19 protein-coding genes and 1 pseudogene are annotated in these 25,261 nt (G+C 60.0%); 10 read left to right on the forward strand and 10 right to left on the reverse strand.

The features are described from left to right. Positions 1-17: 17 nt before the first annotated feature. Positions 18-335, forward strand: a complete 318-nt coding sequence (locus WDJ60_RS01855; RefSeq protein ID WP_340098049.1) for a DUF7126 family protein — start codon at positions 18-20, stop codon at positions 333-335. A 23-nt stretch (positions 336-358) separates the two neighbouring features. Here WDJ60_RS01855 and WDJ60_RS01860 read toward each other — a convergent pair whose 3' ends face one another. Both WDJ60_RS01860 and WDJ60_RS01865 read right to left on the reverse strand, forming a co-directional pair. Beyond that, positions 359-1,051 (reverse strand): MBL fold metallo-hydrolase, encoded by a 693-nt coding sequence (locus WDJ60_RS01860; protein WP_340098050.1) that lies wholly within the window; start codon positions 1,049-1,051, stop codon positions 359-361. A 52-nt stretch (positions 1,052-1,103) separates the two neighbouring features. Further along, the gene (locus WDJ60_RS01865) at positions 1,104-2,453 is read right to left on the reverse strand and encodes a cytochrome P450 (RefSeq protein ID WP_340098051.1); all 1,350 of its coding nucleotides are present in this window, start codon (positions 2,451-2,453) and stop codon (positions 1,104-1,106) included. Positions 2,454-3,326: 873 nt separating this feature from the next. Here WDJ60_RS01865 and WDJ60_RS01870 point away from each other — a divergent pair. Next, a complete protein-coding gene (locus tag WDJ60_RS01870; RefSeq protein WP_340098052.1) occupies positions 3,327-3,998 on the forward strand; it encodes a hypothetical protein in 672 nt (223 codons plus the stop codon). A 161-nt stretch (positions 3,999-4,159) separates the two neighbouring features. Here WDJ60_RS01870 and WDJ60_RS01875 read toward each other — a convergent pair whose 3' ends face one another. After that, positions 4,160-7,201 (reverse strand): FAD-binding and (Fe-S)-binding domain-containing protein, encoded by a 3,042-nt coding sequence (locus tag WDJ60_RS01875; protein ID WP_340098053.1) that lies wholly within the window; start codon positions 7,199-7,201, stop codon positions 4,160-4,162. 151 nt (positions 7,202-7,352) lie between these two features. Next, positions 7,353-9,098, reverse strand: a complete 1,746-nt coding sequence (locus WDJ60_RS01880; protein WP_340098054.1) for an L-lactate permease — start codon at positions 9,096-9,098, stop codon at positions 7,353-7,355. 343 nt (positions 9,099-9,441) lie between these two features. Here WDJ60_RS01880 and WDJ60_RS01885 point away from each other — a divergent pair, with 343 nt between their 5' ends. The 3 genes from WDJ60_RS01885 (at position 9,442) to rdfA (ending at position 12,991) form a co-directional block, all read left to right on the forward strand. After that, the gene (locus WDJ60_RS01885; RefSeq protein ID WP_340098055.1) at positions 9,442-11,343 is read left to right on the forward strand and encodes a 2-oxoacid:acceptor oxidoreductase subunit alpha; all 1,902 of its coding nucleotides are present in this window, start codon (positions 9,442-9,444) and stop codon (positions 11,341-11,343) included. Positions 11,344-11,345: 2 nt separating this feature from the next. Then, positions 11,346-12,287 carry a thiamine pyrophosphate-dependent enzyme gene (locus WDJ60_RS01890; RefSeq protein ID WP_340098056.1) on the forward strand — a complete coding sequence of 314 codons (942 nt, stop codon included), beginning with the start codon at positions 11,346-11,348 and terminating at the stop codon, positions 12,285-12,287. Positions 12,288-12,361: 74 nt separating this feature from the next. Continuing rightward, positions 12,362-12,991 (forward strand): rod-determining factor RdfA, encoded by a 630-nt coding sequence (rdfA, locus tag WDJ60_RS01895; protein WP_340098057.1) that lies wholly within the window; start codon positions 12,362-12,364, stop codon positions 12,989-12,991. 313 nt (positions 12,992-13,304) lie between these two features. On the opposite strand, the gene WDJ60_RS01900 is transcribed toward rdfA, so the two are convergent. Further along, complete coding sequence (locus tag WDJ60_RS01900; protein WP_340098058.1) at positions 13,305-15,263, reverse strand: archaea-specific SMC-related protein; 1,959 nt, start codon at positions 15,261-15,263, stop codon at positions 13,305-13,307. A gap of 451 nt (positions 15,264-15,714) precedes the next feature. Beyond that, a complete protein-coding gene (locus WDJ60_RS01905; protein WP_340098059.1) occupies positions 15,715-16,326 on the reverse strand; it encodes a MogA/MoaB family molybdenum cofactor biosynthesis protein in 612 nt (203 codons plus the stop codon). Between the two features lie 130 nt (positions 16,327-16,456). Between WDJ60_RS01905 and WDJ60_RS01910 the strand changes: the two genes are divergently transcribed. The 3 genes from WDJ60_RS01910 to WDJ60_RS01920 all read left to right on the forward strand — a co-directional run bounded on the left by WDJ60_RS01910 (position 16,457) and on the right by WDJ60_RS01920 (position 19,782). Continuing rightward, positions 16,457-17,506, forward strand: a complete 1,050-nt coding sequence (locus tag WDJ60_RS01910) for a zinc-binding dehydrogenase (protein ID WP_340098060.1) — start codon at positions 16,457-16,459, stop codon at positions 17,504-17,506. Between the two features lie 73 nt (positions 17,507-17,579). After that, the gene (locus WDJ60_RS01915; RefSeq protein WP_340098061.1) at positions 17,580-17,918 is read left to right on the forward strand and encodes a DUF7977 family protein; all 339 of its coding nucleotides are present in this window, start codon (positions 17,580-17,582) and stop codon (positions 17,916-17,918) included. An 88-nt stretch (positions 17,919-18,006) separates the two neighbouring features. Beyond that, positions 18,007-19,782, forward strand: a complete 1,776-nt coding sequence (locus tag WDJ60_RS01920; RefSeq protein ID WP_340098062.1) for a histidine kinase N-terminal 7TM domain-containing protein — start codon at positions 18,007-18,009, stop codon at positions 19,780-19,782. Here the strand turns inward: WDJ60_RS01920 and WDJ60_RS18795 are convergent. The 4 genes and pseudogenes from WDJ60_RS18795 to WDJ60_RS01935 form a co-directional block, all read right to left on the reverse strand. Beyond that, positions 19,779-19,895 (reverse strand): annotated as a pseudogene (locus WDJ60_RS18795) (PGF-CTERM sorting domain-containing protein); the annotation flags it as partial. The gene WDJ60_RS01920 and the pseudogene WDJ60_RS18795 sit on opposite strands and share 4 nt — an antisense overlap. Positions 19,896-20,213: 318 nt before the next feature. Then, entirely contained in the window at positions 20,214-21,359 is a 1,146-nt protein-coding gene (locus WDJ60_RS01925; RefSeq protein WP_340098063.1) for a hypothetical protein, read from the reverse strand. Positions 21,360-21,440: 81 nt separating this feature from the next. After that, complete coding sequence (locus WDJ60_RS01930) at positions 21,441-21,995, reverse strand: isopentenyl-diphosphate Delta-isomerase (RefSeq protein ID WP_340098064.1); 555 nt, start codon at positions 21,993-21,995, stop codon at positions 21,441-21,443. 134 nt (positions 21,996-22,129) lie between these two features. Next, positions 22,130-22,543, reverse strand: a complete 414-nt coding sequence (locus tag WDJ60_RS01935) for an Lrp/AsnC family transcriptional regulator (protein ID WP_340098066.1) — start codon at positions 22,541-22,543, stop codon at positions 22,130-22,132. A gap of 102 nt (positions 22,544-22,645) precedes the next feature. Here WDJ60_RS01935 and carA point away from each other — a divergent pair, with 102 nt between their 5' ends. Beyond that, positions 22,646-23,692: a glutamine-hydrolyzing carbamoyl-phosphate synthase small subunit gene (gene carA / locus WDJ60_RS01940; RefSeq protein WP_340098068.1), complete on the forward strand. Its 1,047-nt coding sequence runs from the start codon at positions 22,646-22,648 to the stop codon at positions 23,690-23,692. A 126-nt stretch (positions 23,693-23,818) separates the two neighbouring features. Further along, the gene (locus WDJ60_RS01945; RefSeq protein ID WP_340098070.1) at positions 23,819-25,156 is read left to right on the forward strand and encodes a methyl-accepting chemotaxis protein; all 1,338 of its coding nucleotides are present in this window, start codon (positions 23,819-23,821) and stop codon (positions 25,154-25,156) included. Positions 25,157-25,261: the final 105 nt, after the last annotated feature.

The raw sequence follows: 25,261 nt of genomic DNA on the forward strand, positions 1-25,261 counted from the left end.
ACACCACCGCCACACCAATGAACGTCATCGTCGCCGGGACAGACGACCACGACATCGCTGCCGCTATCGAATCTGAGGGTCATACGGTCGCACGCGTCGACATCGCAAACCGTCCCGCACTGGAGGAAGCGGGCATCCACGAGGCGGACGCGCTCGTCTTGACTGAAGTCGAACAGGCCACCTCGATCGCCGTCGCCAAGGATCTCAACCCGGACCTGAAAGTTGTTCTCTACAGCGAGGGGTCGCTGCCGGATTTCGCCTCGCGGCAGGCGGATATGCTGGTCGACCCGGCGCTGCTCGACGCCGAAACAGTCGCCGCAGAACTGGACGCCTGATTGGCTGACTACTCGTTTCTCTGTCAGTGACTCGCTTCCAGCGCGCCGGCGACTGCTGAGAGTCGGTCGCTCCCGTGCTCGACGAACGGCGTTCCGTGACCCTGGCAGACGATGTCGACTGCGGGCGCACGCCCGACGTACGACCGGAGACTCGCTTCTGCCTGGTCCTGGTCGTAGTTGAGAAACCACGGTGGGACGTCGAACTCCCCGTCCCGCTCGCGGACGAGGTCACCGACCAGCGCCAGGGACAGCGACTCGTTGACGAACGCTGTGTGACCCGGCGTGTGACCGGGCGTATGATAGACGTCGAACCCATCGACGGTATCGCCGTCTGCGACTGGCTCGATGGGCAGGGCCGGCGGGTCGCGCATGAGGTCGGTTACGCGCTGAAACAGTCCCTTCCGGTTGTTCCACGTTGGCCGCTCACGTCGTGCGAGATAGGGTTCGTCGTCCACGCCAATTACGATCGGGGCGTCGAGGCCGTCGTCGATGAGGCTGTTGAGGCCACCGACGTGGTCGAAATCGAAGTGGGTAATGAGGACGCGGTCGACGGCCGCAAGCGACCCGACGACGCGCTCGATTCCCGCTCGGAGTTCCCCGGCGTGCCAGGGCATCCCCGTGTCGACCAGCGTCACCGCTCCCCCGTCTTCGACCAGATAAGCGTTGACGCCCTGCAGGTCGAACCACCACACGCCGTCGGCGAGTCGCGTCACCATGCCGGTTCTTGGGGTGGCAGCTACAAAAGCGGCGACACCCGTTACTTTGGGACTACCGCTCGTGGACGGTCATCGGCATCCCATCTTTGGGGTGTACCGTCAGTGACGGCCGATACTCGAAGTGTCCCTCCCGGGCGTATTCGAGTTCGAACTGGCTCGCGGTCCGAGCGAGAATCAGCTGTGCTTCGAGTTTGGCGAGGTGCTTGCCGATGCAGTGGCGCGGGCCGCCGCCGAAGGGGAAGTACGCAAAGCGCGGGCGGTCCTGTCGGCGCTCGGCGCTCCACCGTTCGGGCTCGAACTGTTCCGGATTGTCCCACCAGCGCGACGAGCGATGCACTGCCCACTGCGGGAGCATGAGTGCCGACCCCGCCTTGACGGGATAGCCCGCCAGTTCCACATCCGTCTTCGGCTCGCGGAAGATGGTGTACACCGGTGGATAGAGCCGCATCGCCTCGTCGATGACCCACTCGGTGTACTCGAACTCACGGACGTCGTCCATCGTCGGCCGACCGTCTACCACCGAATCGATTTCGTCGTGGACGGTCTCCCGGACGCTCGGATGTTCCGAGAGGAGATACCAGGTGTAGGTCAGGGTCAGCGCCGTCGTATCGTGGCCCGCCAGCAGCATCGTCACAACTTCGTCCCGGAGTTGCTCGGCGGACTGCTCGCCCCGCTCCTGTGCGCGGAGCAGAATCGAGAGCATGTCCATCGGTACGTCCGCGTCGTCACCTGCCGTCGCATCACCCTCGGTACCACGGCGCTCGGCGATAATGTCGTCGACGACCCCTTCCAGTGTGTCGAGTGCCTGCTGGTACTCCCGGTCGCCCGGCATCGGCACCCAGTTTGGTGCAGCGAAGCGTATCGGGTTCGGCTCGAACTGTGCACCCAGCGGGTCCAGACTCTGTCGAACAGTCTCGATACGTTCCTGACTCAACTCAACGCCGAGCATCAGGTCTGCGATGACGTCGAGCGTGACTGCTGTCATCTCCTGTTCGACGTCGATATCCTGACCGTCTGTCCACCCCGACAGCATCGTGTCGGCGTGGTCGACGATGCGGTCTGCGAAGTTCGCCAGCCGTCCCATTCGGAAGGCGGGGTTGGTCAACTGACGCTGCTGTTGCCAGGTCTCACCCTCGCTCAGGAGGAGTCCTTCGCCGAGCAGGTCTCCGAGCGCGTCGCTCTGGAAGTCCGGCTTTCGAAAGCTGTCGGCTTCCGAAACCAGGACACGCTCGATATCGGTTGGATTTGTGAGCATGTACGTCGGCAACGTTCCGAGTTCGAATTCGATGATATCGCCGTACGCGCTCTCGCACGCCGAGAGAAACCGGAACGGATCTTTCGCATACCGACGACTGCTGCCAAAGAGCGGTTCACCGCGTGGGCCGGGCGGAGACGCCGTCATCATCCTACTGTAGTGCTAAACACGCATCAATGTTTGGCGGGCTGACCGTCACGGTGCTGTTCGTTTTTGGCACTCTCCGGCGGGGCACTCGCACTGTCTCTTTAATTCCGATAGTATACAACACTGCTCTGCCGACCGAACTCCCGAGCAAACTACTCAGAATAACATGAGAGTTGAACAACCATCTCACGCAAACACGAAAAACTTTTGTCACGATATAAATAGAAGATAGTAAAATATACCGATATATACTAGTAATTGATGGTAATATTATACTTTGAGATGTTTTTACTCTCCGCCAGAGCTGTTTCAACACAGTTACTTTCTCGAACCAGCCTGCAAGCATCTATTGTGCCTTGCTGGACTTCTGTAGGGCTCGATATCCGCAACTACTTCTCTCAGATACTACCCTCTTTTTGTAATCGGTCTCCTGATCGTGTTGGTTTGACACGTGACGAATTGAAGGCGCTGATAACGGTGATCTGAGCCGAATTCGGTGGTGTTGTCTGGTCGAAGAACTGTCTCTTTTGCGCTAGTCTGTGAATCGCGGTCGACCTCAACTCTTGTTTTAACTAACAGAATAGACATATATATGAAATATAATAGTAGTGGCCAAATCAATTCATCCTCTTCTGAAGATCCTGCGATTGATTCAACACTAGACCTGTAAAATTAAATGATATCCTCTGGGCTACATAAAGTAACATTATATAAAATATTTTATTGTATTTGGAATAAAGGTTCTTTGAACGATGTTTAAGCCCTTCTATGTAATGTTTATTGTTCTTATTGTATGTAACGTATGATGATATTTATTCCCGGGCCGTGAGAATACCTCCAGCTGCATAAGTGTGTTCCATACTATATATTAGCATGGATATATCTCAACGACGTTCGGTTCGCCTCACTGTCGACGGGAAACCGTTGGAGGGGACACTCACGGTACCTCGTCAACCATCTGACCTGGTTCTGTTTGCGACCGGAACGGCAGGTGCTCACCTCGCATCGCTCGAGACGAAGATGGTAGATCACCTCCACCAGCTCGGACTGGCGACTCTGGTCGTGGATCTCATCAGTCCCGAAGAGGCGACTGAACGGTCGAACCGGTTGAACATAGAGTTGCTCACCAGTCGATTGGCGATCCAGTTCGACTGGGCTGCCAATCACGTTGCCACTGCAGACCTGGGTACGATACTCTGTGGGGTTGGGACGGGTGCTGCAGCAGCAGTGAACTACCTCACGAGCGCCCGGCGTGAAGTAGGGGCTCTGACGCTACTGAACGGACGTGTTGACCTCGCTAGTGTCGACTTTGCTGGGATCGATATCCCTAGTTTCTTTTTTGTGGATAATTCGTCTGCCCATCTCACGGAGTGCAATAGAGAGGCCTACAGGGCCCTCGGTGTCGACCACGAGCACAAACACTACCTGCACGCTGTCAGTGAGGATGCAGTCTCCGTCGTTGCTCGCTGGCTCAACTCGCAGGTCTCGTCGGGAACCTCACACGCTCGAGCGCTATCTCGCCGCGATAGCCGTCACGGTGTGTGAGCTGTCTGGCGCCTGCGGCATATCGTACAACAAACCACGGCCAACAGGCCAGCGACCGTTCGTGCGCTACGGGAACATTCTATTCGCCTCGCTCTCGAAATCCGGTCACAGTTGTGTCAGCAAACCCATCCCGAGAGGACAATCAGCTGTGCCACGGTGGCTCAGAGAGCGCCGGCGACCATCTCGATTGGGTGGGGCGGCTCGCCGTCGTCGAACTCGTACGACCCGAGTTGGCTCCGGCAGGATGCGCCCGGAGCCACGACCTGGCTACCCGTTGAGTCCCGGACCTGATCGGCGAGGATGTCGCCGATAGCTCGACTCATCGAGAGGTGTTCGGTCTCGTACCCGAAGCTGCCGGCCATGCCACAACAGCCGGAATCGAGTACGTCAACGTCGTAGCCCGCACGGCGAAGGACGCCGACCGCGTGGTGGTCTTTGCGGACCGACTTCTGGTGGCAGTGGCCGTGGTAGGTGAGCGTCTCCGTCGGCTCTCCGAAGTCGATGTTTTCGTCCAGGCCGAAGCGGTCGACGTATTCGAGCACCCCGTAGGTGTTCGAGGCGACCAGTTCGGCGTCCTCACCCGAGAGGAGGTCCAGATAATCGTACTGATACATCACGGCGTCGGATGGCTCGATGGTCACGACGTCCCAGCCGTCACGGATCTGTGGGGCGAGTGCCTCGACGTTCCCCGACGCAGTGTCGCGTGCGTGGTCGAGCATGCTCTTCGAGAACGCGGGTCGCCCGCTGTCTGACACGTCGTCCGGCACCTGGACGTGGACGCCCGCTGCTTCGAGCACTTCGACGGCCGCACGACCGATATGCGGGTGGCTGTAGTTCGTGTACGGGTCGGGAACGACCAGCGCCTTCCTGTTTGCCTCCGTCAGCGAGACGGTCGACCCATCCCGGTTGGCCATCAGGTCTTCGAACGTCGTCCGGTGGAACGCGGGGAGGTCGCGTTCGCGCGCGATTCCGGCCGTCTTCTCCATCACCCAGCCACTTCCCGGAACCTGCATCGCCCAGTTCGAGATGGGAGCGAACGCACTCCCGAGCGAGAGGAGCGACTCGACGTTGGCGAATATTCGGTCGCGAAGGGAGATCCCCTCTCGCTGGTGGTACTCGTGAACCACCTCTGCTTTCATCTTGGCCATGTCGACGCCGCTCGGACAGTCGTTCTTGCAGCCCTTGCAGCCGATACAGAGGTCCATCACCTCGGTGATGAACTCCTCGTCGAAGACGTCATCGGGCAAATCGCCGCTCATCGCGTTCCGGAGCAGGTTCGCCCGGCCCCGCGTGCTGGTAATCTCCTCGTCTGCGGCCCGGTAGGTCGGACACATCACGCCGCCGGTCGTCTCCTGGTGGCCGGTACAGCCGGCACAGCCGTGACACAGTTCAACCATTCCCTGGAACCCGTTCTCGTTGTCCCAGTTGAGCACCGGATCGAAATCGGCATCGAAGGTGTAGGAGGGGTCGTATCGGAGGTTTGCCGTCGAGTCGTGGTCGCCACAGACGTTGCCGGGGTTGAGCAACCAGTTCGGGTCGAAGGCGGACTTCAGGTCGCGGAACGTGTTCCACAGCTGTTCGCCGTAGAGCTTCTTGTTCCACTCCGTTCGCGACCGTCCGTCGCCGTGCTCGCCGGAGACGGACCCGCCGTACTCGATGACGAGGTCCGTCATGGCGTCGGAGATCGCGTACATCGTCTCGTGGCCTGCCTCGGATTTGAGATTTAGCAGCGGGCGGATGTGCAACACTCCGGGACCAGCGTGAGCGTAGTACGCTGCGAAGGTGTCGTGTTCGTCGAAGAGGTCCTGGAGGTCAGAGATGTATTCGGGGAGCTTCTCCGGCGGCACGGCGGTGTCTTCGACGAACGGCCAGTGCTTGTCGTCGCCCGTATTCGACAGCAAGATTGGCAGCCCCGCTTTCCGCATCTTCCAGAACTTCGCCTGCCGGTCGTCGTCGTACGCTTCCAGCGCGTCGACCGCGTGCGTCTCATCACTCGTGACAGTGCCGGCTTCGTCTGGAGAAACGGCGGCCTCGTACCCCGGCAGGCGGTCGGCGAGCAGATTGGCGATTTTCTGCTTGCCCTCCGCCACCGAGTCGGCGTAGAATTCCACCAGAAGCGTCGAATCGGTCCCCTCGGGAAGCGTCGAGACGAGTTCGGAAAACTCCGCGTTGTCCCGGGCCAGTTCCAGAAACACGTCGTCCATCACCTCGACGGCCGACGGGTCGTGTTCGAGAATCGGCGCTACGTCCCGCATCGCCGGGAGGACTCCGTCGTAGGTCAACATGACGAGCGCCGTTTCTTCGGGAACGGGTTCGAGTGACACCGTCGCCTCGGTCACGATAGCGAGCGTCCCCTCGCTGCCGGCCATGAGCCGACCCATGTTGATTTCGCCCCGCTCGCGGGCGTTCTCGACGAGCATATCGAGGTTGTATCCGGAGACGTTCCGCTTCAGATCGGGGTAGCGCTCCTCGATCTCCTCGGCCTCCTCGTGGAGCAGCCTGCCGACCTCCGCATACACCTGGGCCTCTATCGTCGACCCGCGGTCCCGTGCCTCCGTCGCGCGGTCGTGGAGGTCCTCGACGTCGACCCAGCCGAACGTCGTCTGTGTCCCGTCGGAGAGGACCACCTCACACTCCTCGATGTAGGCGTCGGTCTTGCCGTACTGCAGCGAGTGTGCACCCGTCGTGTTGTTCCCGATAGCGCCGCCGAGAACGCTCTTGTCACCCCACGCCGGGTCGGGAGCGAACTTGAGGTCGTGGGGCGCGAGATGATTGTTTAGCCGGGCGATGGTGATACCCGACTGCGCCCGTGCGACACCCGCCTCGGGGTCGATCTCGAGGAACTCGTCCATGTAGCGCTTGAAATCGAGGACGACGGCCTCGTTGACCGCCTGGCCCGCCAGGCTCGTCCCGCCACCACGGGGGAGAACGGGTATCTCGTTGTCGTCGCAGTACTCCATGACCGCTACGACATCGTCAGTCGAGACTGGTGAGACGACCCCGATTGGCAGTTCTTTGTACGCGCTCGCGTCTGTGGCAAACAGCTCCCGTGTGTACGTATCGAAGCGAACGTCTCCGTCGACGAGCTCTTCCAGGTCCGCAACCAGTGCCGGTCGGTTCGTGGTGTCGTTTCGATAATCGTAGTCCGCGTCGGGGTCACCCGCTGGACTCGACTCGCCGTGAGATTCGAACTCATGTGCCATGACGTACAATACCATTATCTTCGAAAATAATGAATTGTTGGGTTCCGAACCGCCGGAAATGACGGGTACCGGTCTCGTTGCTGTCATCGATATTTGACCCCCGACAGATGAAAGAATAGTCTTGGATCGAATATGTTGTGTCGTGGAGTGGTTAGAACGCACCCGGGGCCACGACGTACGCGAACAGCAGCGTCAGGATGCCTGTGAAGATGCCGTAGTAGGCTAACGGAATCAACTCCAGGCGGATGACGCGTCCCTCCTCGCCGACGAGGCCGACGACCGCGAGTGCGGCGACGACGTTGTGGATGGCGATGAGGTTCCCGATTGCACCGCCGACCGCCTGCGCACCGACCACGACTTGCGTCGAGACGCCGATGTTCTGTGCGGCGTTGTACTGGAAGGCGCCGAACAGAATGTCGCTGACCGTGTTCGACCCGGCGATGAACGCACCGAACGCACCGATGAAGCCCGAGAAGAACGGGTAGGCTGCGCCGGTGACGTCGGCCGTGAGGTTCGAGAGCACATCCAGCATACTCGCGTCCAGGGCTGCCCCGACACCCGAGTTTATCATGACCTGGACGGTCGCGACAGCAAACCACAGCGCGATGACTGCGGGCAGAATCTTCTGGACAGACTCGGTCCAGGACTCTTTGATTTCTCGGCTGTTCATGCCGTGGAGGCCGTAGGTTACGACGGACACGACAACGAACAGGAATCCGGGTAGATACAGCGTCCGGAACGAACCCGATGCTCCCGCAACGCCGAGAATTTCGACAAACTCCAGATTGAGCGGGTTGTTCTGAAGCGGAGTCTGAATCGGGTCGATCGTGCGGGTCACGACCAGCAGGCCGGCCGTGATGATGTAGGGCAGCCACGCCATACCCAGCGACATGTTCTGGCTGTGGCGCTCTGAGACGGTCCCGCCGTCGGTCGCGACAGCCCTGTCACTGCCGCTGGTGGACTCGCCTGGTTCGATGTCACCGACCCAGTGCTCTGGCCAGGATTCGCGCGGACCGAAGTTCCACTCCTCGTCGGGCAACAAGTAGCCCGCACGCAACGTCGCACCTGTGATGAGCAGCCCGATCATCGCACCCAGCAACGCTGGGAAGGTCGGGCCCAGGAAGTAGGCGGTTGCCCAGTACGGAACTGCGAAGGACGCCCACGCGAATAGGGTGAGTGGTAGGACTTCGAGTGCCGGCTTGATAGACCGCTGCTCTCCGAAAAAGCGCGTCATCATCGCGACGCCGATGAACGGCAACATGACTCCGACGATGACGTGAATGCTCGCCGCCCAGACGCCGACGGATGCGACGTACGCGGTGACGTTCTCGAAGCCACCCGCACCGGTGACTTCCGCCGTGATTTCGGGCTGTGCGAAGACGACCTCTTCGAGTCCGATGATCAGCGGCGTCCCGACTGCGCCGAACGTGATCCCCATCAGGTTCCCCGTCAGGGCAACGACGACAGCAGCGAGCGGCGGGAAGCCGAGGCCGACCAGCAGTGGACCGACGATGGCTGCGGGCGTCCCGAACCCGGCCGCGCCCTCGATGAAGGTCCCCATCAGGAACACCAGCAAGACGACCTGCACGCGGCGGTCGTCACTGATAGACGAAAAGCCCGCATTTATGACTTCGAACGCGCCCGATTGTTTCAACGTATACAGAAGCAAGATCGCACCGAAGACAATCCAGAGAATCTCGCTGGCCGTCGCGACGCCAGACAGTGAGAACGCTGCGATTTCCGTGCCCGACATTCCCCATCCGATGAAGCCGACCGCCGACGCGAGAATCCATGCAATCGGCATCGTAACCGTCGCCGGCTGATACAGGCCGACCATCAGGACGACAATCGTGACCAGCGGCAGCAACGCCAGCAAGATATGAGTTATGTCTGACATAATCTATTCCTCCCTGTGCCGAATCGCCGTGTCTCTCGTTTTTGCACCATAGCTGATCCTCCGTTCTGTGGCGAGCGACCAGTGTCGATTCGCCGCACTCTGAAGGTATAAACAGTCCTATTTATAATTACTTCCCAATCGAATCAGGTGCTTAACTCACTCATTCGTCTCCTCCCGAATCTGACCGGTTCCGCGCTGTATCCGGTCAGTAGCCTCTCCAAACTCCCTGGGTGACATCACCAAACGAACCCAAACACCTATTATCAGTCAGGCTCACATTTCACGTCGTGTGGGACAACTTCGCACTGTTCGACCAGCATCCACACTATGACTGAGAGTAACAATGACACAAGACACACTCACCTGGCGCGTTTCGGGTGGTTCCGGTGACGGTATCGACTCTACCAGCCGAAACTACGCCAAGACGTTGATGCGTTCGGGACTGAACATCTACACGCACCGCCACTATCCGTCACGGATTCGCGGGGGACACACCTACGTCGAGGTACGTGCGGGTAACGAACCGGTCGAATCGCGCGGCGACGGTTTCGATTTCTTGCTCTGTCTCGGCGACAGTTACGCCCGCAGCGAAAAAGAAGGGGCATACTATGGAAACGAGGAACTCAAACCACTGACCGAGCAGTTCGACGAACTCAACGACGGCGGCATTATCGTCTACGACTCGGGACAACTCGACGAGAGCGATGTCGCAGAGACGGATCTCGACGCGCGCGCCGAGGAAAACGACTGGCACGTCTACCCCGTCGATCTCCGCTCGATGGCACAGGAGCACGGTCGCGCAGTCATGCGAAACACTGCCGGGCTGGGCGTGACGGCCGCGCTTCTCGGACAGGATCCCGACGGTATCGAGGAACTCATCCAGGAGACCATGTCGGGTGAGATGATGGAGAACAACCTGAATGTGCTCCACGATGCCTACGAACATGGACAGGGACTCGATAGCACCCATGATATCTCACTCCCTGACGGAACGCACGACACTGAACACGCGCTGTTGACGGGCAGTGACGGCATCGCCTACGGCGCGCTCGACGCCGGCTGTCGGTTCATCTCTGGGTACCCGATGACGCCGTGGACGGACGTCTTCCGTATCATGTGTCAGAAGCTCCCCAAGTTCGGCGGGATATCTGAACAGGTCGAAGACGAAATCGCGTCTGCGACGCTCGCACTCGGTGCCTCTCACGCGGGCGTGAAAGCTATGTCCGGGTCCGCCGGCGGTGGGTTCGCCCTGATGACCGAGGCGCTCGGTCTCGCCGAAATGACCGAAACGCCGATCGTCTACATCGAGGCACAGCGCGCTGGCCCGTCGACCGGCTTGCCGACGAAAACCGAACAGGGCGACCTCGACCACGTGTTGTACTCCAGCCAGGGGGACTCCTGTCGAATCGTGTTCGCTCCGGCAAATGCAATGGAGGCCTACGAACAGACCAGACAGGCCTTCGAATTGGCCTACGACTACCAGATGCCGGCACTGATTATGTACGACCAGAAACTCGAAGGGGAACTCCGGAGTGTCCCAATCGAGTTCTTCGACCGCGAGCCGGCCCCCGACCTCGGGTCGACCCTCACTGAAGACGAACTCAAGGAGGCAGCACACGATGCGTCTGGGAAATTCAAGCGCTTCCAGCACGACGCCGAGGGCGGCAAAGCGGGCGTCAGTCCACGGTCGATTCCCGGGCAGAAAGGCGGGCGTTTCCTCGCGACAGGTAACGAGTCCGAACCGACCGGCCACATCAGCGAAGACCCCGACAACCGGAAACGACAGATGGACCGCCGGATGCAGAAACTCGAGTCGGTTCGGTCGGAACTCGACGAGGGCGAGTCGAACCAGGCCACTGCAGGCGACGACACCGCGACGTACGGTATCCTGACCTGGGGGAGCACGCAGGATACGGTGTTCGAAGCTGTCGACATTCTCGACGAGGAGGGACATTCAGTCAAAGCGATGGGCGTCAGCGATCTGATGCCGTTCCCCGAAGCCGAACTCTCGGAGTTCCTCGAAAGCGTCGAGGAGTGTCTGGTCGTCGAGATGAACGCAAGCGGACAGTTCCGCGGATTGACCCAGCGGGAACTCGGCCAGTTCGGGCCAAAACTGTCCAGCCTGTTGAAGTACAACGGCGAGCCGTTCCGTGCCGGCGAAATCGTCTCCGCATTCAAAGAGAGCATCGACGGTGGCCAGCCGGCCGCACAGAACGTCAAGTACGTCCCCGCGGCAGGTGACTAACCATGAGCGCATTCTCAGCAATCGACGACGAGGAACAGGAAATCGATCAAAACGAGTTTACACCCGGTATTGAGCCGCAGGCGACGTGGTGTCCGGGCTGTGGCGACTTCGGCGTGCTGAACGCGCTGAAACAGGCCATGCCCGAAGTCGGTCGCACCCCCGACGAGACGCTGTTGGTGACCGGTATCGGCTGCTCTGGCAAACTCAACAGTTACTTCGACTGTTACGGCTACCACTCGCTTCACGGGCGCTCGCTGCCAATCGCACGCGCAGCAAAGCTGGCAAACCCCGGTCTGGAAGTAATCGCGGCCGGCGGTGATGGCGACGGCTACGGGATCGGCGGGAACCACTTCATGCACACCGCCCGCGAGAACCACGATATGACGTATATCGTGTTCAACAACGAGATTTTCGGGCTGACGAAGGGCCAGACCTCCCCGACGAGCCCGAAGGGGCACAAATCCAAAACCCAGCCACACGGGAGCGCCAAGGACCCCGTCCGACCCCTCTCGCTCTCGCTGGCTTCGGGTGCCTCCTACGTCGCCCGAACGGCAGCAGTCAACCCCCGCCAGGCCAAGGAGATTCTCGTCGAAGCCATCGAACACGACGGCTTCGCCCACGTCGACTTCCTCACCCAGTGTCCCACCTGGAACAAGGATGCCGGTGAGTACGTCCCCTACACAGACATCCAGGACGACGACGAGTTCGACTTCGACATCACCGACCGCCGGGAAGCGGCCGACATGATGTACGAAGCCGAATCCCGACTCTGGGAGGGTGAAGTCCTCACCGGTCGGTTCTATCAGGATACGTCCCGGCGAACCTACACCGAAGAGAAGCAGAAAATCGGTGAAGCGCCTGCGGAACCCCTCGCAGAGCGGTACTTCGACGAGGACGCAGAGTGGGAACGGAGCGTCGAGGAAATCCGCGCGAACCACACGTAGCGATCGAGAGCGGGTTTTTACCCCTTGTGTGACCTGGCGTGGATTTAGGTACCAGCCTCTCGTACGTCGGTGATATGATAGAGACCGAACGAGAGGTACCGCCGCAGTGTTCCTGTAAAGTTGGAACCGTGGCGGCCGACTGCGGATTCGGCGACATCCACGCCGAACTGCGGACGCAGTGGTTGAACGACGACGGACCCAGCGTCCGCACGCTCACTGATTCGTTCAACAAGCGCGTGCTCGAAGCAGCGTTCAGACGGGCGGGGAGTCTCCCGATCGATGGCGAGGTAGATAACATCTATCGACTCCTGTGGGACGACGACTCCGACGTCGCAGAGCGGACGCGTGCTCGGGAGCGACTCAGACAGGATGGGATTCCTATCGACGATGTCGAAGAACAACTGGTCTCCCACCAGACACTCTACCGACACCTCGTCGAGTGTCTCGACGCGTCGTATGAACCGCCCGAGAAGAGCGCCGACGAGCGAATCGACACGTGGCGGACCCGTATGCTCGCCCTCCAGAATCGAACAGCGAGCGTCACCGCACAGGGCATCGAACAACTCGACAGACACGACGCGGTCGATATCGGCTCGTTCGGCGTGACGATAGACGCCACTGTCACCTGCGACGACTGCGGCCGGTTCTATTCGCTCGAGGAGTTTCTGGACGCCGGCGCCTGTGACTGCCAGCCAGCGTCCTAAGTTACAAGATTAAATCTGTAACAGAATCTGGCACGGCGTATTACGGTCAGAGTCACAGCGGTTTACAGGCGGGTAATTCGCCTGTTGCTCGGCCCTGACGGGATTCCGGGCAAAAACTATTTGATGACGCAATGAGAGGTTAAATGTGCCGTGGATTACCACGGTTTGGCGGGATGCAGTTGCCAGCGGTGTCAGTCGTACATCACTCCGTTACCCACCCCACGCTTGTGCATCCTGCCGACACGCTGTCGTGTCGTATTCTGTCTGGTCGTCTAGCTTCTCGGTCGACAGAATCGATGCGGGACGACCACGCTTAGATATGGACGGGCGTGTAGTTCTGTGAGGGCGGGTTCTTTTCGAACGCCTGCGTGTGGTCCGGCAGGAGAACGACGACGAGATACGGGACGAACTGTTCGAGATAGGAGACGAGGTCGACGAGTCGCTCGCCGTCGATCATCTCCACCGAATCCAGTAGCATGAACGGCACCTCCTCGTGGATGTCGTGAACGATATATCCCGCGAGTGCGACAACGAGCCCGACTATTTCGCGTTCGCTCTCGCTGAGATGGTTGATCGTGTCCTCGTAGACTTCCCCGTCGCTATTTTTGCGGATGACGTGAAGATCGAACTGCGTCTCGGTCGTTTTTTGTCGCCCCTCTTTCACTTTGACTTCGGTTCGCTCCATCCATATCCTGTCGATATTGTCGTAGTCGAGTTCGTCGAGGAGTGCTGCCATGTGCGTGTTGAACTCCTCGATAGCTTCCGACTCGATGCGGTCGATTCGGGTCCGGAGCTCTTCGAGCTCTGCGGAGAGTTCGTCTCGCCGTTCCTGGAGCTGTTCGCGGGTTTCGAGCTCGGATTCGATGGCGTCGATCGTCGCGTCGATGTCGTCGAGTTCGGACTCGACCTGTTCTTTCCGGAAGCGGAGTTTGCTCACCTCCTGCTGTACGACCAGGAGTTCGTCCTGTTGTGACCCTTCCAGCGATTCGACTTCTGCTTCGAGCGTGTCGACACGCTGTCGAAGCGCCTCCTTTCGCTGTTCGAATTCTGCTATATTCTCCTCTCTGCGACCGATTTTTTCCTCGAGGCTGTTCCGTTTCGATTCCAGTTGCGCTCTCTCTTCTCGCTGTGACCGAAGCGTGTCGAGTTCCTGCTGCACCTCCTCGATCTGTGACGCGAGGTCGTTTTTCTCCTGCGTTTTCTCGGCTTCGAGCTCCCGTAGTTTGTCGACCATCTCGTCGATGCTCGCCCGTTCGACCTGACTGCCACAGGTCCAGCACGTCACTGTGGTCTTCGACGGGTCGAGTTGTTCGGCCACTGAGTCGTTCTGCTCAGTCTCGAGTGCCCGATGCAGTGCCGAATCCGGGTCAGCCATCTGTCTGTCGTTGAATCGGATGACCCGCTGGAGTTCCGTCACTGTCGAGTCGAGGCTCTGTTTCTGGTTTCTGAGCCGCTCGATTCGCTCTTCGAGCGCTGCTATTCTGGTTTCGTCGGGCACCGACAGCGAACTGTACTGTTGGTCGACTGTCTCCTTGCTGTCTCGGAGCGACTCGAGGCTCTTTTTTTCGCCGCGCAGGTTCGCACTCACCCGCTCTAGCTTCGCCTGTGCGTCGTTCAGTTCGTCGAGCGTCTCGTCGAGTTCGGACGTGTCGGAACCGTCTCCTGTCTGGTCGCCCTCTGCTGTGTCGAGCCTCGCCGTTTTCTGTCCGAGTTGGGTTTCGAGTTCGTCTAGACGCCGCTGTTTTCGCCCCCGCTCGGTCTGTTTTTCCACTAATTTTTCTTCTAGGCTGTCCAGCCTATCGAGTTGTTTGTCGACTTCACGGCGCTCGTCGACGCGCTCGGATATCTTCCGATTTATCTCTGTGGTATCGATCGGAGCGAGAATCAGCGTCCGGAGGTCACCGGATTCACGGACTGCCGACCTGATCTCGTTCGAGCGCAACAGGACGGCGTACAGTTCGGCGATATCCGACCGTTCCAGATACGGGTCTCCGTCAGCTCGAATGTCACCGTTCTCACGCCGGAGCTCTCGGGTGTATGTCTCCCCGGCTACTGTGAGCGAAACTTTGCCAGCGTCGGAATCGCTCTTAAGCGAGTACTGGTCTGCACCGAGCCCCGCAGCGATTGCCTGTATCAGCGATGTGCGGTTCGTTGCGTTCTCACCCACGAGCGCTGTTACGCCCGGTCTGAGTTGCAACGAAGTTTCCTGAATCCCACCAATATTCTCGACATACAACTCCGTTAGTTGGTTCTGGTGGGGCTCCTGATTCATAAACCGATGTACTCCGTCCACAATTAAACACTTTCTGTCCGTGGTTATCTATCGTGATAAAAATGCCTTGTTGATATCAACTTTTATAAACTTATATTGACTGTTTCATCCTTCTTTTGCAGAGTAGTGGAACATCTATTCGGGACTCATCCACTTAGACGCACGATAATTGTCGGACGCTCTCGCTACTCTCACTCGTAATTTACTACCATTCCGTAGATAATATCATAGAGATTATGAAGATGATTATTATCAGCTACGGATCAGATCAATCCCGAAACGTGGCTGTTGCGAACGGTTCATCCGTATCTTTCTCATAATTATAATCGTACTATACTATCTATTGAACTGGTATATTTCTATTTTCTTTTCTGAGTTCGAGTCGGATTTCACCGACGCGTTCGACGATGCTGTCCGTGGTTGTTGTCGGAGTTGCAAAAGCGCGATACAGTCACTCACCGCTCGCCTGTTCGGCTAGCGTTTCGGCTTCTTCGAGGACAATCTGCTCGACACCACGGCGCGCACCGGCAGTGTCCTTCGGTAAGCAGAAGACGGGGACGCCATCGACGATACCGGCCGTCGTTCGCGTGCGGATGACCGCGGTTCCGTCGAGATCGTGCGAGAGTACACGATACAGTTCTCCGAACCCCGGTAGCTCCTTGTCGAACAGCGGTTCGACAGCCTCGACAGTTTCGTCGTCTGGCGAAACACCCGTTCCGCCGACGGTAACGATCGCCGTAACATCCTCCCGGCGTGCGAGTGTACTCACCGTACTCTGGATACTATCGTAATCCGGTCCGACGAGTTCCCGAGTCGAGACGGCGTCGCCGGCGTGTTCGATGGCATCGACGACGGCTTTGCCAGTCGAATCCATCTCCATCGTCTGGCCGTTAGAAAATGTTACTACTGCGTAAGGTATTGAGTACTCATCGAAATCTGTCATCTCATCTTCGACCGTTCCCTCTGCTGGATCAGATTCTTCAGTATCTTCCTCGTCACTGTCTTCAGTCCCTTCGTCGTTCCCGTACCCCCGACTCGTGTCCCGTGACTGGAAATCGACCATACTCCGGTTTCAGAACTCGTGGACAAAAAGACCAGCCCCGACTTGCCATAGAGCTTCGTCGACTGTCGATGTACCGGCAGACGGACGTGGTACCGCCAGCGTTTTTCTATGGCGTGTTGATTGTCCATGTATGAAAGCAGTCCAATTTTCAGAACACGGCCGCAGAGACGTTCTCGAATACGACGACTTCGACGACCCCGAAATCGACCGCGACGAAGTGCTCGTCGACGTCAAAGCCGGCGCGTTGAATCACCTCGACGTTTTCACACGGATGGGACTGGGCGCGCTCCAGCGCCTCGACCTCGAGATGCCCCACATTCCCGGCAGCGACGCCGCCGGCGTCGTCGAGGAGGTCGGCGACGATGTTGAACGACTCGAACCAGGAGACCGCGTCGCAGTCTCTGCGGGACTGGCGTGTGGTCACTGCGAGTTCTGCCGAGACGGGGACCCGACGATCTGTGAGGATTTCCAGATTATCGGCGAACACGTCCGCGGCGTTCACAGTGAACTGGCAGCGGTACCTGCCGAGAATCTCGTCCCCGTGCCCGAGGGTGTCGACTGGGAGATTGCGGCCGCTGCGCCGCTTGTCTTCCAGACGGCCTGGCGGATGCTCGTCACGCGTGCGGACCTCCAGCCTGGCGAATCGATCCTCGTTCTCGGTGCCAGCGGCGGTGTCGGTCACGCTGCGGTCCAGATCGCTGACTACATCGGTGCCGAAGTGTACGCCACTGCCAGTACCGACGAGAAACTGGAGTACGCCGCGGATATCGGCGCGGACCACACCATCAACTACGACGAGAACGACTTCGCCGAGGCTATCGACGAGGCGACGGACGACCGCGGCGTCGACGTTGTCGTCGACCACATCGGCAAGGCGACGTGGCAGAACTCGCTGGACAGTCTCGCGAAGGGCGGCCGCGTCGTCACCTGCGGTGCGACGACAGGCGGCAACCCCGAGACGGACATCAACAATATCTTCTGGAACCAGCTGGAGATTTACGGCTCGACGATGGGCACGCCCGGCGAAGTCGACGACGTGCTCGAACTGGTCTGGGAAGGGGAGTTCGAACCGCGCATCCGGGAGACGCTGCCGATGAGCGAGGCCGACCGCGCCCACGAAATCATCGAGGAGCGCGAGGGCTTCGGGAAAGTCGTTGTCATCCCCGATAGCGAACTGTAGCAGGTATCTACCTGCGGGAATCGCTTCTCACCAGAACGACAGTGTTTTGCGACAGTGGCAGTGAAATACGGTAATGACAGGCGAGCGGGTGACTGCCTCGGATGCACCCGGCGGCGGTGACGACGGCGAGGACAGCGACGACCGGTACGTCCACCAGCCCCGGTCCTCGCCGCCGACGCAGGCCACCCCGACCGACAGCGACTTCGGCTGGCACGGCTGGCTGCTCGTCGGCGTCATCATCTTCGCCTTCCTCGTCGTTCCGATTGCGCTGCTCTATCTCCCACAGGCCCAGTCACTCGTCCGTTCGATTGGGCTGACGCTCCGGGACGCCTACCTCGTTTTGCCGCTCGTTCCCGCGTTCCTTCTCGGTACCGTTGCTGTCTGGGCTGCCGTCCGTGCACGCTCGTCGTGACGCGGGCCCCGCGAACACCGTCGTTATCGTCCGTCGAGTTGGCACTGGAATATTTAAGCATGTGCCCCATTGTGGCGGACATTAGGCGATGGCACAGCTGTTCTATCTCCCGATTGTGTTGCTCGCAGCAGTCATCGGGATGGGTGTGGGCTTTTTCGCCTGGATTCAGGGGGACAAGCCGGGTGCGCGGCCGCTCACCGTCTTCGTCGTCGCAGCGAGTTTCTGGGCGGTTGCAGAGGGGATAACAATCGCTGCGGCGGGGCTGGGGGCGCTTCGATTCTGGACGCAGGTCGGATTCACGTTTTCGACGATCGTCCCGATCGCCTGGCTGGTCGTCGTGCTCGAATACACCGGCCGCGAACGCTGGTTGAGCAATCGCAGGCTCGGTCTGTTGCTGATCGAACCTGCGGTATTCGTCTTTCTCGTCTGGACGAACACCGGGCACGGTCTCGTCTGGGCTGAGGCCAGTCGAGCGTTTCTCGGTGAGTACAGCGCTCTCGCACTCGATTTTGGTCTGGCATTCTGGGGACATCAGGTCTACTCGTACCTGCTTGTCACAGCCGGTGCCTTCGTTCTGTTTCGGACGATTCTCGGCACGAACCGCCTCTACCGGAGCCAGAGCACGGCGCTGTTGCTCGCTATCGCCATTCCGATGGTCGGGAACGCGCTGTACATCTTCGAGTTGCTACCGGCTGGTATCGACCCGAGCGGCCTCGCGTACGTGCTAACGGGTGTTATTCTGGCCGGCGCGATGTTTCGCACGCAACTGCTCCAGGTTTCCCCGGCGGTCCGCGAACTCGGTCGTGAAGAAGTACTCACCGAACTCGACGACTGCATTTTCATTCTGGACGAGAACGACCGCGTCGTCGACACGAATCCGGCGGGCGAACGACTCCTTGACGCGTCAGAACTCGAGTATCTCGGGGAACCACTCCGGTCGGTGTTCCCGTCGCTGGCCGCTGCTCTCGACGCCGACCAGTCGCAGTTACGACTCGATGCCGACAGCTCAGTCCGGTACTACGACGTGCAGGTATCTTCGCTTTCGCGCGCCTACGGGACCCTCTCCGGTTGCCTGGTGAGTCTCCGTGACGTGACTGAACAGCGCCGGCGTGAGCAACGTCTGGACGTGCTCAATCGTCTCCTCCGGCACAACATCCGTAACGAACTGAACGTCGTGCGGGGGAACGTCGATCTCGCGCGCGACGCTGTCGAGGACGACCGTGCCAGCCGTCGTCTCGAGACCGCCGTCGAGACGGTCGATACCGTCGTCGAACGTAGCGAGAAAGTCAGTCGACTCTCCCGACTGTTCGACACCGACACTGGTGGGACACTCGACCTCGCTGACCATCTGCCGTCAGATCTCGCAGCGACGCGCCGGGAGTACCCAGACGCCGAGATCGTTCTCTCGCTGCCCGACCATCTCCCCGTCGAGGCCGGGCCGACGCTGACTGTCGCCTTCGAGGAACTCGTCGTCAACGCCATCGAACACAACGACAGCGAGACGCCTCGAGTCGATATCGCCGTCGACGAGGGAGCCAGCGACGACTCTACCGTCGTCGTGACTGTCGCCGACGACGGCACGGGAATCGACGACCAGGAATATCGCACGCTCGCAGAGGGCCGGGAGACGCAACTGGCACACGCCAGCGGCGTCGGCCTGTGGCTGGCAAACTGGGTCGCCGAACACAACGGCGGCTCGCTGTCCTTCGATTCCTCGGCGGATGGTACCGTCGTCAGCGTCCGCTTGCCACGCGCGTCGGACGCAGACACGTCCGACCACGCCGAGAACGAGGCCACGACGGACGCCGAGGCCACTGACGGGACGCCAGTGGACCCGACACCCGTCGGCGGGGACCGCGATTAATCGTCGGAGTCGGTATCCGTCGCCTCGGCCGCGTCGTCACGCCCGCTCTGGAGCAGATATCCCGCGCCGGCCAGCCCGGCCAGTCCCGAGACGACGCCGAATCCGGGGCCGTCTTCGCCGTCCGTGCTGTCGGTCGTGGTTTCGGCCGCGTCTTCCGTCGCCGTGGCCGTCGCTTCGTCGCCCGTTTCCGCTCGCGAGGGTGATGTTCATCCGAGCCTCCCCACTGTGGTGGTCCGACTCTGTCTCAGTTCGCGGCCGACAGACACACGAACAATCAAAAGCATCGCGTATCGGTTCTCGTCTACGACCAAATATATGGGTGGAAGAGCCACTTTTGCTGAAACTGTATGTGAAAGTGAACAATGTTTTGCGTGGGCGCTTCTGGTGACGGACGTTCTCGCGGGCGCTGGCGACGGCCGATCTCGGTCAGTTCACTGGCCCGAACCGAGAAACACACTCAGGTCGTCACGAGCGTACTCGCAGGTCGCCTGCACCATCGTCCCGTCCTGGACGTACTCCCGACCCGCACCGTGGTTCCCAACGTTTGCGGTGAGTGTCTCCCCGTCGATGGACGCGGAGTCGTCGTAGACGATGGTACCGGTCGCGGGTGAGGGCTGGTCCTCACCGCCGATATCGATGTGTGAGACTGCAGTCCGTGCGGTGGTATATCCGGTCGCGTAGCCAGCGACACTGAACCCGGGGGTGTCCGTCTCCCGGAGACTGGTGAGGACATCGCCAAGCGGGCCGTCACGGGAGTGGGCGACGTGGAGAATCCCGGCCGAGGGAGTGTGCACGAGCGCTCGCCGGAGTGACTGGTCGCGCTCGGGAAGCGATTGCCGATTTCCGAGGGCCGTCTCAAGCAGTGCCCGGAGGCGGTCGACGGGCGAAAACGCAAACGTCCTCTGGCTCGCCGGGACGAACGCGAACACCTCGGGGGTGACACCGACGACGTCACCCTCCGGTCCGCGGACGACGAGCCGGTTTTGGTCGTCTGCTATCCGTTCGTACTCACTCTCGGTGGCCGAGAGGGTCTCCCGCGTCGTCTGCACCTCGATACCGGAGCCGTACATCGCGCCGACGCCGGCCACAACGGTGGCCCAGTCCGGTTCGTTTCCGGCCTCCAGTTGTGCCGTCCAGAGCTGTGAGACGAACGCACCCTCCTGCGAAGTGAGGAGATACGCCCCCATGGCCGTCGATGGAATTCTTCCGACCATCGCGTTGAACCGAAGCGTGTCCGAAGGCGTGTCCGGGTAATCGGTGACTCTGACGCCGCGTCCGCCGGTGTTCCACCCGCCGACGACGAGCGGGTCGACGTCCGGAATGATGCCGGCAAACGCCGGCAGCGACCGCTCGGCGATGGAGCCGTCGGTCAGCGACGGCGAGTCCGCGCTGTCCTGTCCCGGTTCCGCGGTGGTCGTCCCGCCCGTGTCCGACGGCGTCTCCGTTCCCGTCGCCGCTGGCTGGTCTGTCGAGGTGGCATCTGATGAGGAATCGCCGCCCGAACACCCGGCAAGTACGGTCGCGGTGCCGGTACCGAGTACCGTAAGCAACTCTCGCCGTGTTGATACGTCTGGCATACACCGGCTCTGCTCCGCCCGGCACTAAAAAGACACGCTCCATACCGTCGCCGGGCAGCAGGGCAGCCAGTTTTGCCGTCTTCACTCGAAATCGCGGCGCATCGCAATTTCGAACCAGGGACAGAGACGGAGCTGGCGATACCACTTGGGATTGTGATACAGTCGCTCGTAGGGGACCCACATCACGCCGCCGACCTCCTCGGGGTCGGGTTCGAGTCGCGTGTCCGACAGTGTCGCCTTCAGCACCGCACAGACCTCGTGTTCGACGCCCGCGTTCTCGTAGTAGCGCTTGTACTCGAAGCGGTCGGTCACCTGCAAGTCGTCGTACTGCTCGGGCGTGACGCCGAGTTCTTCCTCCAGTCGCTCGGTAGCGGCTTCGACCTGGGTCTGTCCCTCGACGGGATGGGAGGCGACGGTGCCGTCCCAGTGGGTGTCCCACAGACGCTTGTCGTGGCTGCGCTGGGCGAGCAGGATGTGGCCGCCTTCGTCGAACAGCAGCGTCGTGAAGGCACGGTGGCGGATGCCTTCGCCGGTGTGGGCATCCAGTCGGTTGACCAGTCCCTGTTCGTTGTCGTCGGCATCGACGGCAATAACGTCCTGTCCCGCGTTCTCGTGGACTTCCTCGTCCGCGCTCATTATCTCTCTCAAAGGCGACCCTGTTCAAACCGGCTTCGATTGTCGGTGGTCACGCCGCTATCGATTACCTGAAACCCTCGTCCAAAACCAACTCACTCGGCGAATCTTCGATTTTTGGTTCGGTTCGCTGCCGCTCACCCGAGCCATTCGTCGAGGATCAACCTCGTCTTCGTCGATTCTACTTCTTCCAACTCCCGAGCCTGCGTAATGAGGTCGTTCAGACTGGACGTGTCGGCGGCGTCGATGACGAGTACGATGTCCTCCTCGCCGGAGACGTGCCAGACGAAGTCGACCTCGTCCCAGTCGGCCAGTCGGTCGGTCAACCCGCCTGTCTTGGCGTTGACGTCGATTCCGATTTCGACCATCGCCTTGATGTTGCCCGTCTGTGTGGAGATAGTAAACCGCTCGATGACATCGTCTTCGACCAACTGGTCGACGCGATTACGAACCGTCCCCTCCGAGGTGCCGATGCGGTCTGCAATCTCCGTGTAGGGTGTCCGCGCATCCCGGCGCAACACGTCCAGTATCTGCCGGTCAAGGTCGTCCATCGAGATGTGACCCTTCGATGGGTCAGTACTTCAACGCTACGAATTTCGTAACTCATCTTCGAAAGCAACCCTTATCAACGGACATTTCGTACGCATCTCGTAATGACAGACGCCTACGTCGCCATCGAGGGTGAACGCATCATCGAGGCGCGCGCTCGCTCGCCAGGGACCGCGCGCGGTGAAATCGTCTTCACGACAGCCTACACCGGCTACGAGGAGAGTCTCACTGACCCCAGCTACGCCGAGCAGGTCCTGACATTCTCCTATCCGCTTATCGGCAACTACGGCGTCCGAGAGGAGCGCTTCGAGTCCGACAACGTCCAGCCAAACGCTGTCGTCTCCCGCGAACTCACCGACGACGTCGCCGAGTGGCTCGAATCCGAGGGCGTCCCCGCTGTCGACCATCTCGACTCCCGCGACATTGTCACCGAGATCCGCGACGAGGGCGCGATGAAGTGTGGCATCGCGGCCGGTCCCGACGCCACCGAAGAGGACGCACTCGCCGAACTGCACGAGTGCAAGCACATGTCCGACCACGTTGATATCGGCAAACAGGTCTCCGTCGACGAACACACTGTGGCCAACGAAGATGGCGATGGCAAGACGGTCGCGCTCGTCGACTGTGGCGCGAAGGGCTCCATCACATCGTCCCTCGTCGAGCGCGACGCCGTCGTCCACCGGCTCCCCTACGATGCCAGCGAAGACGACATCGAGGCTATCGATCCTGACCTCCTCTTTATTTCGAACGGTCCCGGCGACCCCGAGAACTTCGAGCAGGCCGGTGAAATCGTCGAGGAGTACGTCGGCGATGTCCCACTCGCAGGTATCTGTCTCGGACAGCAGGTCGTCGCCAACGCACTGGGCGGGCGTACCACGAAAATGGAGTTCGGTCACCGTGGCGTCAACCAGCCAGTGCGTGACCTCCGGACCGACCGTGTCGTGATGACGACTCAGAATCACGGCTACACGGTCGCTGACCCCGGTGACGAACTCGAAATCACGCAGGTGAACGTCAACGACGACACGCCCGAAGGGCTGGAGAACGACGAGCTCGGCATCATCACGCGTCAGTACCACCCCGAAGCGAATCCGGGACCAAACGACTCGCTGGATTTCTTCGACGACGTGCTGGCGCTGGCTGAGGAGTAAGCGCGGCTATTCACTCTCCGAACATAACTGCTGGACTCCTGGACTGCCTATTCGGCATCAATCGTCTATTCTCAGGATGTGAAATATTGAGTATATATTAAAATACCTGTTCTGTGAAATGGCGATATGGCAACAATTGAAGATGGTGCATCAGAAGGCGGGTCGACCGCAGGGGCCGATTTCTCACAGGACATCTTCGACGGCAAAGAACTCCCCGAGGACGAGCTCTGGGACGTTCTCACGAACAACCTCCGGCAAGTGATGGAGTCGACCGGGGCGGCGATGCGGATTCTGGACCTGAACTTCAACGTCGTCGTCGAGAACGAACGAATGAAAGAACTCGGTGGCGTCGACGCCGAGGAGAGCGAACTCGTGAAGTGCTACGACCAGTTTTGCAACCCCGAAGTCTGTGGGACTGGAAACTGCACACTGAAACAGATTGTCGATGAAGGACAAGACGAAATTCGCGTCGAAGTCGAGAAGGAGAGCTACGACGGTCGGGTAATTCCGACGGAACTCGTCGTTCGGCCCATTCACGACCGCGAGGACGACGTGGTCGCTATCAGCGAGACGTTCCGCGATATCTCTGACCGGAAAGCTGCGACACAGAGTATCAAGTCTGCAGTGGACGAACTGAAACGGTCAGCCACAGAGGTCGCAGAGAACTCCCAAACCATCAGCTCACAGGCGACCGACCAGCTCGAATCGGTCACTGAAGTTTCCGAGGAGGTGGCGTCACTCAGCGCGACCGTCGAGGAGATTGCGGCCACGGCAAACGAAGTCGAGACGATTAGCGAACGGGCACGGGAGGCGGCAGAAGCCGGTGAAGACGACGCTGACGAGACAATCGACATCATGGCCGACATCGAGACGGCCGCCGCGGACGTGACCGACGACATCCGCGAACTCAACGAGAGCATCCAGCAGATCGACGAACTAGTCGATGTCATCAACGACATCGCCGACCAGACAAATATGCTCGCACTGAACGCCTCTATCGAGGCGGCTCGTGCTGGCGAGGCTGGCTCCGGGTTCGCCGTCGTCGCAGACGAAGTAAAATCCCTGGCAGAGGAGTCCCAACAGCGCGCATCCGAAATCGAGGGCATCGTCGGCGACGTGCGCGAGAACACTGCCGAGACAGTCGAGAGTCTCGAAGAGACGAACGACGTGGTCCACGAGGGTGCAGAGAAAGTGCGAAGTTCCGGCGAGACGTTCAAAAACATCGCCGAAGTGGTCGAGAACGTCTCCGACGGCGTCGCGGAGGTGGCCGACGCCACCGACGACCAGGCGGCCAGCACCGAAGAGATAGCCAGCATGGTCGACCAGACCGCAGACGACTTCGAGCAAGTGGCTAACGAAGCAGAGTCCATCGCGGCCGCAAACGAAGAGCAGACTGCAAAGATTCAGGAAATCAGTGGCGAGGTCGACGAGATGAACGCACTCGACGTCCAGAGTGAACTTTAGCCGGCGGCTGTTTGATTTCTTTCCTGGCATCTCCAGCGACGTACTTCAGGTCCTCCTCGATGGGTGTTTCAAAAAAATCACGGAGTGGCCGGGCCACCTCGACAG

Origin of the sequence: Salinibaculum salinum (assembly GCF_037645885.1) — an archaeon.
In the GTDB taxonomy this organism is placed as follows: Archaea; Halobacteriota; Halobacteria; order Halobacteriales; family Haloarculaceae; genus Salinibaculum; species Salinibaculum salinum.